Origin of the sequence: Acinetobacter sp. ANC 3929 (assembly GCF_000369405.1) — a bacterium.
GTDB lineage: Bacteria > Pseudomonadota > Gammaproteobacteria > Pseudomonadales > Moraxellaceae > Acinetobacter.
In genome coordinates, this window is record NZ_KB850000.1 from 285,417 (window position 1) to 299,867 (window position 14,451).

Genomic DNA, 14,451 nt, shown 5'->3' on the forward strand with positions numbered 1-14,451 from the left:
CTTTTTCTAAAAAAAGACTAGGCTTTCTTGATTTGTTCTTCAGCAAGGAAGAACCACGTATCAAGTACTGAGTCAGGGTTAAGTGACACAGATTCAATACCTTGTTCCATGAGCCATTTAGCAAGGTCAGGGTGGTCCGAAGGGCCTTGACCACAAATACCAACGTATTTCCCTGCTTTACGGCAAGCGTGAATTGCCATAGACAGAAGTGCTTTAACTGCTGGGTCACGTTCGTCAAATAAGTGAGATACGATACCAGAGTCGCGGTCAAGGCCAAGTGTTAATTGTGTTAAGTCATTTGAACCGATAGAGAAACCATCAAAGTGTTCAAGGAACTGTTCCGCCAATAATGCATTGGTTGGAAGTTCACACATCATGATCACTTTAAGACCATTCTCACCACGTTTTAAGCCATTCTGAGCGAGGAGTTCGATCACACGTTTTGCTTCAGAAACTGTACGTACGAATGGGATCATGATTTGGATATTGGTTAAACCCATTTCATCACGCGCTTTTTTCAAAGCACGGCATTCAAGTTCAAAACAGTCACGGAAGTTGTCAGATACATAGCGACTTGCACCACGGAAGCCCAGCATTGGGTTTTCTTCTTCTGGCTCGTATAACTTACCACCAATTAAGTTTGCATATTCATTTGACTTAAAGTCCGACATACGCACGATCACTGGTTTTCCTGCAAATGCAGCAGCAAGTGTTGAAATACCTTCAACTAACTTTTCCACGTAAAACTCGATTGGAGAAGAGTAGCCTGCAGTGCGTGCCATAACTGCAGCACGTGTTTCGCGCGGTAAGCTTTCAATATTTAATAAAGCTTTTGGATGCACACCGATCATACGGTTAATGATGAACTCAAGACGTGCAAGGCCAATACCTTCATTCGGGATTTGAGCGAAATCAAATGCACGGTCAGGGTTGCCGACGTTCATCATAATTTTGAACGGTAGTGATGGCATTGAATGAATGGAGTTACGTTGAACTTCAAAGTCCAATGCACCTTCATAAATAAAGCCTGTATCACCTTCAGCACATGAAACAGTCACTTCTTGACCGTCGGTCAGTACTTCTGTGGCATTACCACAACCGACGATTGCAGGTACGCCTAACTCACGCGCAATAATTGCTGCGTGACATGTACGACCACCACGGTTAGTAACGATTGCAGCAGCGCGCTTCATCACTGGTTCCCAATCTGGGTCAGTCATGTCAGATACAAGTACGTCACCGTCCTGAACCTTATCCATTTCTTTAATAGACGTTACAACACGCACTTTACCTGAACCAATGCGTTGACCGATTGAACGACCTTCACAGATGACCGTACCACGTTGTTTTAATAAGTAACGTTCCATAGTACCGACATTTTGACGGCTTTTTACAGTTTCAGGACGTGCTTGAACAATATAGATTTGACCATCATCGCCATCTTTTGCCCACTCGATGTCCATCGGTGAGCCATAGTGTTGTTCGATGATTAAGGCTTGTTTTGCCAATTCATGTAATTCGTGATCATTTAATGCAAACTGTTGACGTTCTGGTTTTTCAACATCAACCACAACAACTGATTTACCCGCAGCACCTTCTTCACCATAAATCATTTTTTGGTGTTTAGAACCGAGGTTGCGACGTAAAACCGAGTGTTTGCCAGCATTTAATAGCGGTTTGGATAAGTAGAATTCATCAGGGTTTACAGCACCTTGAACAACCATTTCGCCTAAACCGTAAGATGCAGTAATAAAGACGACATCACGGAAACCTGATTCTGTATCAAGCGTAAACATGACACCCGCAGCACCTGTTTCAGAGCGAACCATACGTTGTACGCCAGCAGAAAGTGCAACAACACTATGTTCAAAACCTTGGTGTACACGGTAAGCAATTGCGCGGTCATTATAAAGTGAAGCAAAAACTTCTTTGATCGCAATAAGAACGTTATCAATGCCACGGATGTTCAAAAAAGTTTCTTGTTGCCCTGCAAAAGACGCATCTGGTAAATCTTCAGCCGTCGCAGAAGAGCGTACAGCAACAGCGATATCTGGGTTACCGTTTGAAAGTGCAGCAAAAGCTTCGCGAATTTCTTGTTCTAATGTCGCAGTCAGCGGAGTTTCAACAATCCAATTACGGATTTTTGCACCCGTTTCAGCAAGTGCATTTACATCTTCTACATTCAGCTGAACAAGTTCAGCCTGAATGCGAGCGTTTAAGCCGCTTTGATCCAAGAACTCACGATAGGCAGCAGCAGTAGTTGCAAAGCCACCAGGTACCGATACACCAGCATTGGATAAATGGCTGATCATTTCACCCAGAGATGAGTTTTTCCCACCTACGAGCTCGACATCGTGTTTTCCTAATTTTTCCAGACCGATTACGCGCGCTTCCAAAGTATTTACTCCACTTTTTTTGCAGTATGAATGACCATCATTGGTATGAAATTATACGAAAGTGCTTAGAATTAGTGTTTTACTAAGCGACAGTCATGTGAGATGAGTTTACTATAAAGATTATAGAGCACTAAGACAAATGTTTGAGGAGAATTTTGATGCCCGAAAGTAAACAAATTAAACGGAGCGTATTTTTTATTTCAGATGGGACCGCAATCACCGCAGAAACCCTTGGACATTCACTACTTGCGCAATTTCCGAACGTTGATTTTGATATCCATATCATGCCTTATATTACGACGGAAGAGGCGGCCATGAACGTGGCTGTAGAGATCAATGCATGCCAGAGTAGAGATGGGTCTTTGCCCTTGGTTTTTGATACTTTGGTTGATCCACATGTCCGTGAAATTATCAATACTGCTAAAGCCGTAAATTTGGATGTTTTTGAGGGCTTAATTAGCAAACTAGAACAAGAAATTGGGGTTCCTCCGACAACCTTGGTTGGGCAAACCCATGCGGTAACTGATTCTGAATATTATAAAGCACGTATCGATGCAGTGCATTTCGCACTGGATAATGATGATGGGGCAAGAACACGTCATTACGATAAAGCGGACATTATTTTAATTGGTGTATCACGTTCAGGAAAAACCCCAACCTCAATTTATTTGTCATTACAATTTGGTATTCGCGTTGCAAACTATCCTTTGACCGAAGAGGACTTGGATGACAACCGTTTGCCAAAAGTGCTGCGTGAACATAAAAACAAATTGTTTGGTTTGATGATTGATGCTGAACGTTTGGTGGCGATCCGTAACGAACGTAAAGCGAATAGTCGCTATTCAAGTTTCAGCCAGTGTCAAATGGAATTACGTGCGATTGAAGGGATCTATATTTCTGAAGGGATTAAATATTTAAATGTTACGGAAATGTCGATTGAAGAAATCTCGACACGTGTCCTACAGATGACCGGTTTAAAACGTCGTATTGGCTAGATGAGACCAGACTACCTCCGTCATCTGGATGGGGGAGTCTGTAATTTTTTGGATCATTTTTATAAGAAAATTTTGACAAAGATCGTTAATTGAAAATAAATAATTGATATTAAATAATAAAGTTAACCTAACTGATCAGCACTGTAATTGGTGATAATTTTATTGCATTTCTGCTATAATACTGTGATTTAAATCTCACTTTTATTGTTGGTGGTCTATGGCTTTTATTGCAACTGAATATCTTGATAGAAAGAGTTCTGTTTGGAACAGAAGTCTGTGAACTTGGCCATCCCTTTTCACTCTAATTATCAACTGAGTGAGGCCCAACAAAATATTTTTAATCGTATTCCGAGTCTGGTCTGGCTACTCTCTGAGTATGGTGATGCGTATTTTTTTAATAGTTTAAGCCAAGAATATATCGGTTTTAACGACCTAGGACATTTTGCAAAAGACTGGATCGATTTAATCCATTCAGAAGATCGAGCAATCTTCCAAAGTGAGTGGCGGCAAGCATTTACTTATAAATCCCCCTTTCAAATTGAATGTCGATTAAAACATCAGTCTGGTGCATATCGCTGGTTTTTATTGTCGGCAAAATTCGTAGAAGCTAATCCAGAAGAAAGGGCGCACTGGTTTATTAACAGCGTTGACATCCACGAAACCAAGCAGTATCAACAGAACTTAGTCCAGTGTATCAATGCCCAAACCAACATGTTGGATAATAGTGTTGATTGTATAAAATTATTAGAAGCAGATGGTTCCTTACTGCATGTAAATAAAACGGGGTGTATCGCACTCAATATCCCTCAAAGCCAAAATAGCTTTGGTATGAAGTGGGCCGAGCTGTTACCTGTCGAAATAAGATCCAAGGCGAGTTATGCCTTAAAAACGGCATTAAAAGGGAAGGCTGCACGTTTTCGTGGCATGAGTGGTGAAGGGGCTGAAAGACAATATTGGGATAATTTGCTTACGCCGATATTAAATGATAAGGGGCAGACCGTGCAGGTTCTATGTCTGTCTCGCGATGTGACCGCACAAAGACAAACTGAAATCCAATTACAGATCTCAAGTGAATTGGATGATTTAACAGGATTGTATAATCGTCGTTTCTTCAAACTACAACTCAAACGCTCACTACTTCGCCATAAAAAAGGCGAAAAGCTCCTTGGCTTGATGCTGTTGGATTTAGATTACTTTAAACATGTGAATGATACGCTTGGCCACGCAGCTGGAGATCATTTACTTCGGGTCTTGTCTAAGCGAATAGAAAATATTTTGCCTGAACATACTTTTGTTGCTCGTTTAGGTGGTGATGAGTTTGCTATCGTCGTAAATGGAATCGAGACACAAATAGAGCTAGAAAAAATTGCTGTTGATGTCAGTCGACAATTAGAAGCTCCAATTATGTATGCGGGTAATTTGATTAATGGCAGTATGAGTATTGGTTGCGCGATTTATCCACGAGATGCCAAAGATTCAGCCAATTTAATGAAGTGTGCAGATACTGCACTCAATGATTTGAAGGCGGCTGGGCGTGGAGGTTTTCGCATGTTCAACCAGCAGATGCAAGTTGCAGCTCAAAACATTGCGATTCAATTAAATGATGCACGTCATATTATTCGTGATGACCTTATTGTTCCATTCTATCAACCCAAGGTGCGTCTGGAGGATGCGAAGGTAGTTGGTTTCGAGGCATTATTGCGTTGGCAGACGGAAGATCAGCATATCCATTCACCTTGTAATATTGAACAGGCATTTCAAGACTACATTCTGGCGACAAAAATCAGCGATGCGATGCAGAATAAGGTTTTTAAAAATATTGCAGCTTGGATAGCGCAAGGATTGGATGTCGTTCCTGTTTCAATCAATGCAGCACCAGTCGAGTTTCTGAAAGACAATTATGCTGAGCGTTTACTACACCGTTTAAATGCCTACAAAATTCCCCATCATTTAGTAGAAATAGAAATTACTGAGCATATATTGGATGATCGTGGTTCTGACTATGTGATCCGAGCATTAAATTTATTGAAACAACAAGGCGTGAAAATAGCATTGGATGATTTTGGTACGGGGCATTCTTCGTTAACCCGTTTACGGGACTACCCCGTAGATTGTTTAAAAATTGATTGTGATTTTATTCGTCAAATGAATGATGATGAGGCGATTTTAGCAATTGTACAGGCGATCATTGCGTTGGGACCAAAACTGTCGTTGGATATTGTTGCGGAAGGCATTGAGAACAGTGAACAATTAGAACTATTAAAATCTTCTGGATGCTCCATCGGACAAGGCTTTCTGTTTAGTCGCGCAGTGAACGCAGAACAAGCCACACAGATGCTCCAAGCTGGACTTTAAATGGATGATGAATCTACAAGGTTGACCGGAAAATAAACCTTGTAGATTCCAGCAATAAGCTTAGTTGCCTTTTATGTCCATCAATAGACTAAAGTTTTCCAAGCGTTTTTGCGTGTCATAAATATCGCAGGTGAAGATAAATTCATCGACATCATATTGCGCAGCGATTTTATTTAAACCTGCTTGAACGGTTGCTTGGGAACCAATTTGCGCCATGGCATAAAAATTCTGAATCGCCATTTGTTCAGCGCTATTGGCAAGACCTTCAGTGGAGTCAATTGGTGGTTTTAGCTTTAAGCTATGGCCACGAATCAGATTCAAAATACGCTGATATGAACTGGTTGCCAAATACTGGGCTTCTTCATCGCTTGCAGCTACGACTGTTGGGACACCCATCGAGACATAAGGTTTATCCAGATATTCAGAAGCTTGGAAATTATCACGATAAATGTCGATCGCCTGACCTAACATTCTTGGCGCAAAATGAGAGGCAAAAGAATAAGGCAGGCCAAGTTTTGCGGCCAACTGGGCACTGAATAAACTTGAGCCGAGTAACCAAACTGGAACATGTGTATTTTGACCTGGTGTAGCAATAATTCTCTGATTGGGTTGTGGTGCTTTGAAATATTGTAAAATTTCCATCACATCTTGAGGGAATTGGTCCTCAGTTTCCTGTCGACCTCGACGCAGTGCGCGCATTGTCATCTGGTCTGTTCCAGGTGCGCGGCCTAAACCGAGTTCAAAACGATTTGGATAGAGTGTAGCCAGTGTTCCAAACTGTTCTGCAACCACTAATGGTGCATGGTTTGGCAGCATGATACCGCCAGAGCCCAAACGGATATGTTGTGTATTTGCGGCAATAAATCCTAATAAAACTGCTGTAGCCGAACTGGCGATCCCGTCCATATTATGATGTTCAGCCAACCAAAACCGCTCATAACCTAACTGTTCCGCATGTTGTGCGAGTTCTAATGCATGACGGAGAGAAAACTCAATACTCTTGTCATCTCGTACGGGAGCGAGTTCTAGGATAGAGAACTTTATATCTTTTAATGATTTCATCGTGGTGTCTCAAAGCTATATATCGAAATAATACGATATAAGTTGGACTTTGTATATCGTTTTAGATCGATATATTGTTTTCATAACCAAATAAAAAAAGCACCCGAAGGTGCTAAAGGGGTAAACCCGATTGAATTAACGATTTTTGTACCAACCACGGTGACGACCATTGTCATGACGGTAGCTTTCACGGGAATTGTAATAGCGGCGGTCATCATAAGAACGACGGTTATCGTAACGGCGGTCATAGCGACGATCATCGTAACGTCGATCAGCATCGCGGTCCTGACCAACTTTTTGACCTAAAGCTGCACCACCAGCTGCACCGAGTGCTGCACCTATATAACCACCATTGCTTCCACCCATATTACGGCCAACGGTATAACCTCCCACACCACCTAAACCACCACCAATGGCAGCTTCAGTACGATCACGTCGATTACTCGATGCAGCTGCACCGCCAGCACCACCGATTGCAGAGCCAATCATTGCACCAGTATCACCACCAAGTTGTTTTCCTAAGGCGGTACCAACCACACTTCCTAGAGCAGAGGTTGCTGCTACACGCGTTGTATTATCTGCATGTGCAACGGTCATCATTGAAGACGCTGCTAAGATCACGCTACATAACCACATATTCGATTTCATGCTGAAACTCCTTATCCATTCTTTTGGACAATATTCTTTTTGCTTGTGACAAATCTAACAAGACTTTTGAGTGAAAATATGGAGTGCAATATCTAGATTGAGAGTGTTTGACGAGGGTTTTGTTGGTGTTCTATAACAAATGAAGAGATTGTGGATAAATTATAAAAATAAAGAATGAATAGGCTACGAGCAACGGCCTGCGGTTTAATCGAGTACAATGAGCGCAGTTTCAATTAGGATTTATTTATGCTGCTGGAAAAAATTTTGCAATCACAAGGCTTTGGTTCACGTAAGTATTGTCAGCAGTTAATTAAAAACGGTTCTGTTCAGATTGAAAATCAGGTCTGTGATAATCCGAAACAGAATTTCAAGACTGATCAACTGGTCTTTCAGGTATTTGGTGAAGAATACCTATTTCGAGAGCATGTCTATATTGTTTTGAATAAACCGCAAGGTTATGAATGTTCACATCAAGCCACACATCACAAAAGCGTATTCAGTCTTTTTCCTGAAATTCTAATGCATCGTGGAATTCAGTGTGTGGGCCGTCTAGATCAAGATACCACAGGTCTATTATTGCTGACTGATGATGGACAATATCTACAGGCCTTAACACATCCACGTAAACACGTACCCAAAGTTTATCATGTGACCACTGCAGATCCTGTGACGGCTGAACAGCAACAGGGGTTAGTGCAAGGTGTCGAGCTGCGTAATGAGAAAGGTACCTATGCTGCTACGGATGTGCAATTATTCTCAGAGCATCAAATTGCAATGACTATTCACCAAGGTGTTTACCATCAGGTGAAACGGATGCTGGCCGCTGTTGGAAATAAAGTTGAAGTCCTGCATCGTCATCAAGTGGGTTTACTCGAACTTCCTGATTTGGAGGAGGGAGAATGGATGTACTTAAGCCCTGCGCAAAAACAGTTAAGTCAAAACATCGCTTTAGATGAATGATTACTTTAAAAAACAATGAAAGGTTTTGAACTCACTGTCTTGAATAAAGCCCATCTGTTCGTATAGGCGGTGAGATTGATAATTATTTTTTTGGGTTTCCAGGCTGATACGCTGTGCATTTTCATGACGTGCAAATAAAATCGCAGTATCAATCAATTGCTTTGCTGCACCTTGTTTCCGATAAGAGGGGGTGACATAAACATCATCGAGAATATAGTAGGTTTCACAAGCCACAGAAGAAAATGCAAGGTAGAGTAATACAAAGCCTGTAAATACATCGTCTTTAACATGAATGAAAATGACACTGTCTTTATTGTCGAAGCGGTGCTTTAAAAACTGATACGATTGTTCAATATTTGAGGATGCACCGTAGAACTGACGGTATTCGTCAAACAAGACAGCAAGTTGATGAAGATCTTCCTTTGTTGCTCGCTTAACAATCATTCCTGTCCATCCTTACGCTTATTAATTTTATTAGGACTGTCAGAATAGCGAAAAAAATTCAGCTTAAAAAATAAAAACTTGTTTATAAATGCAACATTGTTAAGTTTTGTCACTTTCGCCAAGAAGTGCATTCAACTCTTCAAACAGGTCTTCATGATCATCTTCAATTTCGACAGAAGATGGATTTTCAGTACTGGCTGCTGCTTTTGATTTGCGCAGTTTCAGTAACTGTTCCATGTTGATGTTCTGATTCTCAATTGCGAACGGAATCGACTTGGTGAGTACCACTTGTTTAAAGAAAAGACGAACGGCTTGAGCAGGGGAGATACCCAACTGTTTAAACACTGCAAAAGCTTGCTTCTTTTCCTGTGAATCGAGGCGAACCTGATAAACTTCTGTTTTTCGCATGAAGAATAAGACCAAATATTTTTAGTTATCGTCATGTATTTTAAACCATTGCAATGTAATTTCAATATTTTTGAAGTGAAAAAATAGAATTTTTGTCATTACGTTGTGTTGGCAATGCAAGTTCAAAGTTAGAACTAAAGTGCATTTCTTGATTTAAAATCGGGTCAATAAAGCAAATTTCTTTGGCAAGTAGCTGTAATGGCTGACTAAAATCATCTTCTGCTTTATGTTCAATCTGTGGATAAAAAGAGTCGTTAAGTATTGGAATATTCAGATAATTTAGATGCACACGTAACTGATGTTGTTTTCCTGTTTTAGGCATTAATTTGTATTTGGCATACTGCTGATCATGCATTAATAATTCAATTCGTGTTTCTGTATTATTGGGTTTTTCGGGATTAATTTGCATGGTATAAAAAGGCTGACCTTTTTCTAAATGTAGCTGTAAAATGTGTGGAAAATCCAGTTCAGATCGATATTTTGCAACCGCATGATAGATTTTTTGCACTTTTCTTTCGGCAAAAAGCTGTTGGTATACACCTCTTGAGGCGGTTTTTTTACTGAATAAGACCACACCTGCTGTTTCTCGATCAAGTCGGTGGATTGGCGTTAAATCCGTATAGCCCGTTTGTTTTTTTAATCTGACCAAAAGCGTTTCCTGAACATATTGTCCAGTTGGTGTCATTGTCAGAAAATGCGGCTTATCAACAACAAGTAAATCGTCATTTTCAAATAGAATCTCATGTTGAAATGGTACGGACACTTCATGAGCGAGAAAACGATAATAAAAAATATGAGTGTTGGGTGTATATCGACTTTCGAATGTCAGTTTGCTGCCATCCACAGCATAAATCAGTTCATCTGCAAAGCGTTGCTGCCATTCACTGGTTTGAATATGTGGAAAATGTTGGCAAAGGTATTCAAAGATTGTAGGTGCGGAAACATCGTGAGGTAAAAAGACTTTACTGGCACTGACGCCATTGATGAGCGGAGGCGTAAATTCAATGATTGATGACATACAGCGATATCGACTCGGTATAAACGATGTAAAAAAAGCCAGTTTAAAGGGAGTTTATTAGGCTTTAAAGCAGGGCAATGTTATCATAGCTGCCATTCCAATTTTGTTTTATTTGCCATGTCGTATTCAGTGAAATTTACTTTAAATCATGAACAAGACACTCAGCGTTTTGCACATATCCTGTCTGAGCAGGTGCGCTCTGGCATTATTTATTTAATTGGCGATTTAGGCGCTGGGAAGACCACTTTTACCCGTTATTTCCTACAAAATTTAGGACATCAAGGTGCAGTAAAAAGTCCAACCTATACTTTGGTTGAACCCTATTCAATTCAAGCTAAAGAAATTTTTCACTTCGATCTATATCGTGTGGATGATCCTTATGAATTGGAACTGATGGGAATTCGTGATTATTTAGAAACACCAGATGCTTTATTTTTGTTTGAATGGCCATCGAAAGGTGGGGATGAAATTCCAAAACCTGATGTGGTGATTGATATTCAAAAATCGGATGATGAATTGACACGGTTTGTCACGCTAACCACCGAATCCGAATCTCTATCTCAAACTTTGCAGGAACAATTGAATGGCGCATGATTCAACTCGTCGTATTCATACCCTTGATGCTGCCTTAGCCAACCAGATTGCTGCGGGTGAGGTGATTGAGCGTCCATCATCTGTGGTTAAAGAATTATTAGAAAACTCAATTGATGCGGGCGCAACGGAGCTGATTATTCGAGTGGCGCAGGGTGGTTCAACCCTGATTGAAATCATTGACAATGGTAATGGTATTCATGCCGAAGATTTACCATTGGCGGTGATGCGTCATGCCACCAGCAAAATTCAAACTGCCGATGATTTACATGCGATTGTCAGTTTGGGATTCCGTGGAGAGGCTTTAGCTTCAATTGCAGCCGTATCGCGCTTAACTCTGACCAGTAGTCAAGATGAGCAAGGAGTGGGTTATCAGGTTGAAGTGAATGGTACGGCGTTTGACCATCAACAAATTCAGGCGGTTGCTGCACAAAAAGGCACACACATTCGTGTACAGGATTTATTTTTTAATGTGCCTGCACGTCGTAAATTCTTAAAAAAACCAACAACTGAATTTAATCATATTGAAGAAATTGTTCGCCGGTTGGCTTTAACGCATTTCGATATTCGTTTTGTACTAGAACATAACGATAATATTCGTTTAAACCTGCCTGTAGCCGATAGTGGTGAATTGCGTTATCAGCGTGTGCAACAATTGTTAGGTCAGCAATTTATCCAAAATGCCTACTGGATCGATTCAGACAGTATCAATATGCGTTTGTCTGGGTGGTTGGGACATCCATCTGATGCACGTGCTCAAGCCGATTTGCAATATGTGTATGTGAATGGACGTATTGTAAAAGATAAAACGATTTCACATGCGTTGCGTATGGCTTATGACGGAATTTTGCATGGACATCAGCATTCATCCTATTTGCTATTTTTAGAAGTAGACCCTGAAAATATCGATGTGAATGTGCATCCAACCAAACATGAAATTCGCTTTTTGAATCAACGTGAAGTACATGAGTTTGTACGTCACTACGCCAAAGCAACGCTATCGCAATTTCAGACCGCGACTGCAGATTTAGCGCAAGCGATGAAAACGGATGAGACGGACAATAATTTTAATTATCAACCGCAGCCGAAATATCAAGAACAATTCAATTTACATCGCGCGGCGGTAGAAGCAGAACCTCAATCAAATTTATCGGCTGAAGTATCGACAGATTTGTTGACAGAGTTTAATCAAAGTCGACCACAAGCTGTGCAATACAACTCATCGCAAGCACAGCAGCCTCGATATAATGGTTCTGTACAACTGAATAATGCATTAAAAAGCTATTTAGCACCTTTACGTGAAGAGCAAATCCCCCCAGCCCCCTTTGATAAAGGGGGGGCACGAGATGATCAAGGTCCATCACGAGTAGATGAATTTCCTTTAGGTATTGCGATTGCACAACTGCATGGGATTTATATTCTGGCGCAAAATACCGAAGGTCTGATTATTGTAGATATGCATGCAGCGCATGAACGTATCTTGCTCCAACAAATGAAATCGGCTTGGGATAAACCTGAATTTTGGACATCTCAACAGTTATTGATTCCAAAAATTGTATCCATCACGCGTATGCAGGCGACACGGATCGAAGATTTACAATCACAATTGCAGCGTCTTGGTTTAGAAGTCGATCAATATGGCGATGATCAAGTGATTGTGCGTGGTGTCCCAGCGATTTTGCATAAGGCTGATTTTAGCAACCTTATTCCGGAACTGCTGAATGATCTTGATCCTAATGATGAGGCCAGAGGTCTATTGCAAAAACGTGATGAATTGCTCGCAGGGATGGCTTGTCATGGTGCTGTGCGTGCGCATCGTCAGTTAAGTTTATCGGAAATGAATGCTTTATTACGTCAAATGGAACAAACAGAGTTTGCCAGCCAATGTAATCATGGGCGCCCAACTTGGCGTGCATTTCCACTACATCAATTAGATAAATTATTTGCTCGAGGAGAGTAGTTTTACATGTCAAATCAATTGCCCGTCATCAATTTAATGGGGCCTACCGCAAGCGGTAAAACAGCATTGGCATGTGAACTCTATGAGCGTGGAAATTGCGAACTGATTTCAGTCGATTCAGCTTTAGTTTATAAAGATATGGATATCGGTACAGCGAAACCAACTAAAGCAGAACAAGAGCAATATCCGCATCATTTGATTGATATTATTACCCCTTTAGAGGTGTATTCGGCAGCACAATTTGTTGAAGATGTTTGCCCATTGATTGATGATATGCATGCCCGTGGCAAAACCCCGATCTTGGTGGGTGGAACCATGTTGTACTTCAAAGCCTTACTTGATGGTCTGGCAAGTAATTTACCCAATTCGGATCAAACGATACGTGATGCCATTATTCAGAAAGCTGAACAGCAAGGGTGGCAATCCGTCTACGATGAGTTGGTTGAGGTGGATCCTGTTGCAGGAGAAAAGTTTAAAGTATCGGATAAGCAGCGCATCATTCGTGCGCTTGAAGTGTTTCGAATCACGGGTGAACCGATAACAAAACTACAAGCTGAACAACCTAAAAATCAACCATATCGTTACATATTTCATAACTACGCATTAATGCCAGATCGTTTAGAATTACATCAACGCATTGAGCAAAGATTGAGCAAAATGTGGGATATTGGTTTTTTGAATGAAGTAGAGGAATTGATTAAAAAATACGATTTAAATGATGATTTGCCGTCTATGCGGTCTGTGGGTTATCGTCAAGCTTTAGATTTTTTACTAAAAAGTGACTTAAGTCTCAAAAATAAAGTAGAAATGGAGAACAAAGCCCTTTTTGCGACTAGGCAATTAGCTAAACGTCAATACACATGGTTACGTTCTTTGCAAGAAATACACGATTTTAAAACTTACGTGACGATAAAGCAGGCGAAAGAAGACTTGCGAAACTTCTTTGGATAAAGCAAAATTCGCAGGCTGTCTTTTTATAATTTTTAGTTTAAAAATAAAGATAGTTTTTTTGCGCTGATTTAAAAAATTTTTGGAGTTAAAAATGTCTAAAGGTCAAACTTTACAAGATCCGTTCTTAAATTCTCTCCGTAAAGAACGTATTCCAGTTTCTATTTTCCTTGTAAACGGTATCAAATTGCAGGGTCATATTGAGTCATTTGACCAATATGTTGTTTTGTTGAAAAACACTGTAAGTCAAATGGTTTATAAACATGCGATTTCTACAGTTGTTCCTGCGCGTAACCCACGTCCTGCTGGTGCTCAAGGTACTGCTGGTGGCTTCCCTGCACAAGGCGCTACTGGTGGCTTCGGTGGTCAAGGTGCTACTGGCGGCTTTGGTGGTCAAGGTGGTGGCTTTGGTGGTCAAGGTGGCTTCGGTGGTCAAGGTGGCGGCTTTGGTGGTCAAGGCGGCTTCGGTGGTCAAGAAGGTGGCTTCGGTGGTCAAGGTGGCTTCGGTGGTCAAGGTGGCTTCGGTGGTCAAGGTGGCTTCGGTCATCAAGGTGGCTTCGATGGCGAAACTAAATTTGAAGATGGTCAAGAAGACGAAAATAATCGTTAATTGATTGATGATCTTTAAGAAAATGCCAGTCTCACGCTAGACTGGCATTTTTTTGT

General features: G+C 40.9%; 13 protein-coding genes. 7 read left to right on the forward strand and 6 right to left on the reverse strand.

All coding sequences use genetic code 11. The annotated features are described in order from the left end of the window. Positions 1-17: 17 nt before the first annotated feature. Positions 18-2,396: a phosphoenolpyruvate synthase gene (ppsA, locus tag F909_RS07115; RefSeq protein ID WP_005152026.1), complete on the reverse strand. Its 2,379-nt coding sequence runs from the start codon at positions 2,394-2,396 to the stop codon at positions 18-20. A 158-nt stretch (positions 2,397-2,554) separates the two neighbouring features. Here ppsA and F909_RS07110 point away from each other — a divergent pair, with 158 nt between their 5' ends. Together F909_RS07110 and F909_RS07105 are read left to right on the forward strand one after the other, a co-directional pair. Further along, positions 2,555-3,391, forward strand: coding sequence for a posphoenolpyruvate synthetase regulatory kinase/phosphorylase PpsR (locus tag F909_RS07110; protein WP_005152027.1), 837 nt, complete (start codon positions 2,555-2,557; stop codon positions 3,389-3,391). Between the two features lie 276 nt (positions 3,392-3,667). Then, positions 3,668-5,746, forward strand: a complete 2,079-nt coding sequence (locus F909_RS07105) for a sensor domain-containing protein (RefSeq protein ID WP_005152036.1) — start codon at positions 3,668-3,670, stop codon at positions 5,744-5,746. 60 nt (positions 5,747-5,806) lie between these two features. On the opposite strand, the gene F909_RS07100 is transcribed toward F909_RS07105, so the two are convergent. Continuing rightward, positions 5,807-6,808, reverse strand: coding sequence for an LLM class flavin-dependent oxidoreductase (locus F909_RS07100; protein ID WP_005152038.1), 1,002 nt, complete (start codon positions 6,806-6,808; stop codon positions 5,807-5,809). 135 nt (positions 6,809-6,943) lie between these two features. Next, positions 6,944-7,456 (reverse strand): glycine zipper 2TM domain-containing protein, encoded by a 513-nt coding sequence (locus F909_RS07095; RefSeq protein ID WP_005152040.1) that lies wholly within the window; start codon positions 7,454-7,456, stop codon positions 6,944-6,946. A gap of 246 nt (positions 7,457-7,702) precedes the next feature. Between F909_RS07095 and F909_RS07090 the strand changes: the two genes are divergently transcribed. After that, positions 7,703-8,416: a pseudouridine synthase gene (locus F909_RS07090; protein WP_005152041.1), complete on the forward strand. Its 714-nt coding sequence runs from the start codon at positions 7,703-7,705 to the stop codon at positions 8,414-8,416. Here the strand turns inward: F909_RS07090 and F909_RS07085 are convergent, their stop codons facing one another. From F909_RS07085 to F909_RS07075, 3 genes are all read right to left on the reverse strand, one after another. After that, positions 8,417-8,860, reverse strand: coding sequence for a GNAT family N-acetyltransferase (locus F909_RS07085; protein WP_005152043.1), 444 nt, complete (start codon positions 8,858-8,860; stop codon positions 8,417-8,419). A 99-nt stretch (positions 8,861-8,959) separates the two neighbouring features. Continuing rightward, complete coding sequence (locus tag F909_RS07080) at positions 8,960-9,268, reverse strand: type II toxin-antitoxin system RelB/DinJ family antitoxin (RefSeq protein ID WP_005152044.1); 309 nt, start codon at positions 9,266-9,268, stop codon at positions 8,960-8,962. 61 nt (positions 9,269-9,329) lie between these two features. Next, entirely contained in the window at positions 9,330-10,286 is a 957-nt protein-coding gene (locus F909_RS07075) for a pseudouridine synthase (protein ID WP_005152046.1), read from the reverse strand. Positions 10,287-10,403: 117 nt separating this feature from the next. Between F909_RS07075 and tsaE the strand changes: the two genes are divergently transcribed. From tsaE to hfq, 4 genes are all read left to right on the forward strand, one after another. Beyond that, positions 10,404-10,880, forward strand: a complete 477-nt coding sequence (gene tsaE, locus F909_RS07070; protein ID WP_005152050.1) for a tRNA (adenosine(37)-N6)-threonylcarbamoyltransferase complex ATPase subunit type 1 TsaE — start codon at positions 10,404-10,406, stop codon at positions 10,878-10,880. Further along, the gene (gene mutL, locus F909_RS07065; protein ID WP_005152052.1) at positions 10,870-12,837 is read left to right on the forward strand and encodes a DNA mismatch repair endonuclease MutL; all 1,968 of its coding nucleotides are present in this window, start codon (positions 10,870-10,872) and stop codon (positions 12,835-12,837) included. Before tsaE ends, mutL begins: the two co-directional genes overlap by 11 nt. Before the next feature lie 6 nt (positions 12,838-12,843). Then, complete coding sequence (gene miaA / locus F909_RS07060) at positions 12,844-13,788, forward strand: tRNA (adenosine(37)-N6)-dimethylallyltransferase MiaA (RefSeq protein WP_005152056.1); 945 nt, start codon at positions 12,844-12,846, stop codon at positions 13,786-13,788. A 91-nt stretch (positions 13,789-13,879) separates the two neighbouring features. Then, on the forward strand, positions 13,880-14,395 hold the full coding sequence (gene hfq / locus F909_RS07055; protein WP_005152059.1) for an RNA chaperone Hfq: 516 nt from the start codon (positions 13,880-13,882) through the stop codon (positions 14,393-14,395). The last annotated feature ends 56 nt before the right edge of the window (positions 14,396-14,451 follow it).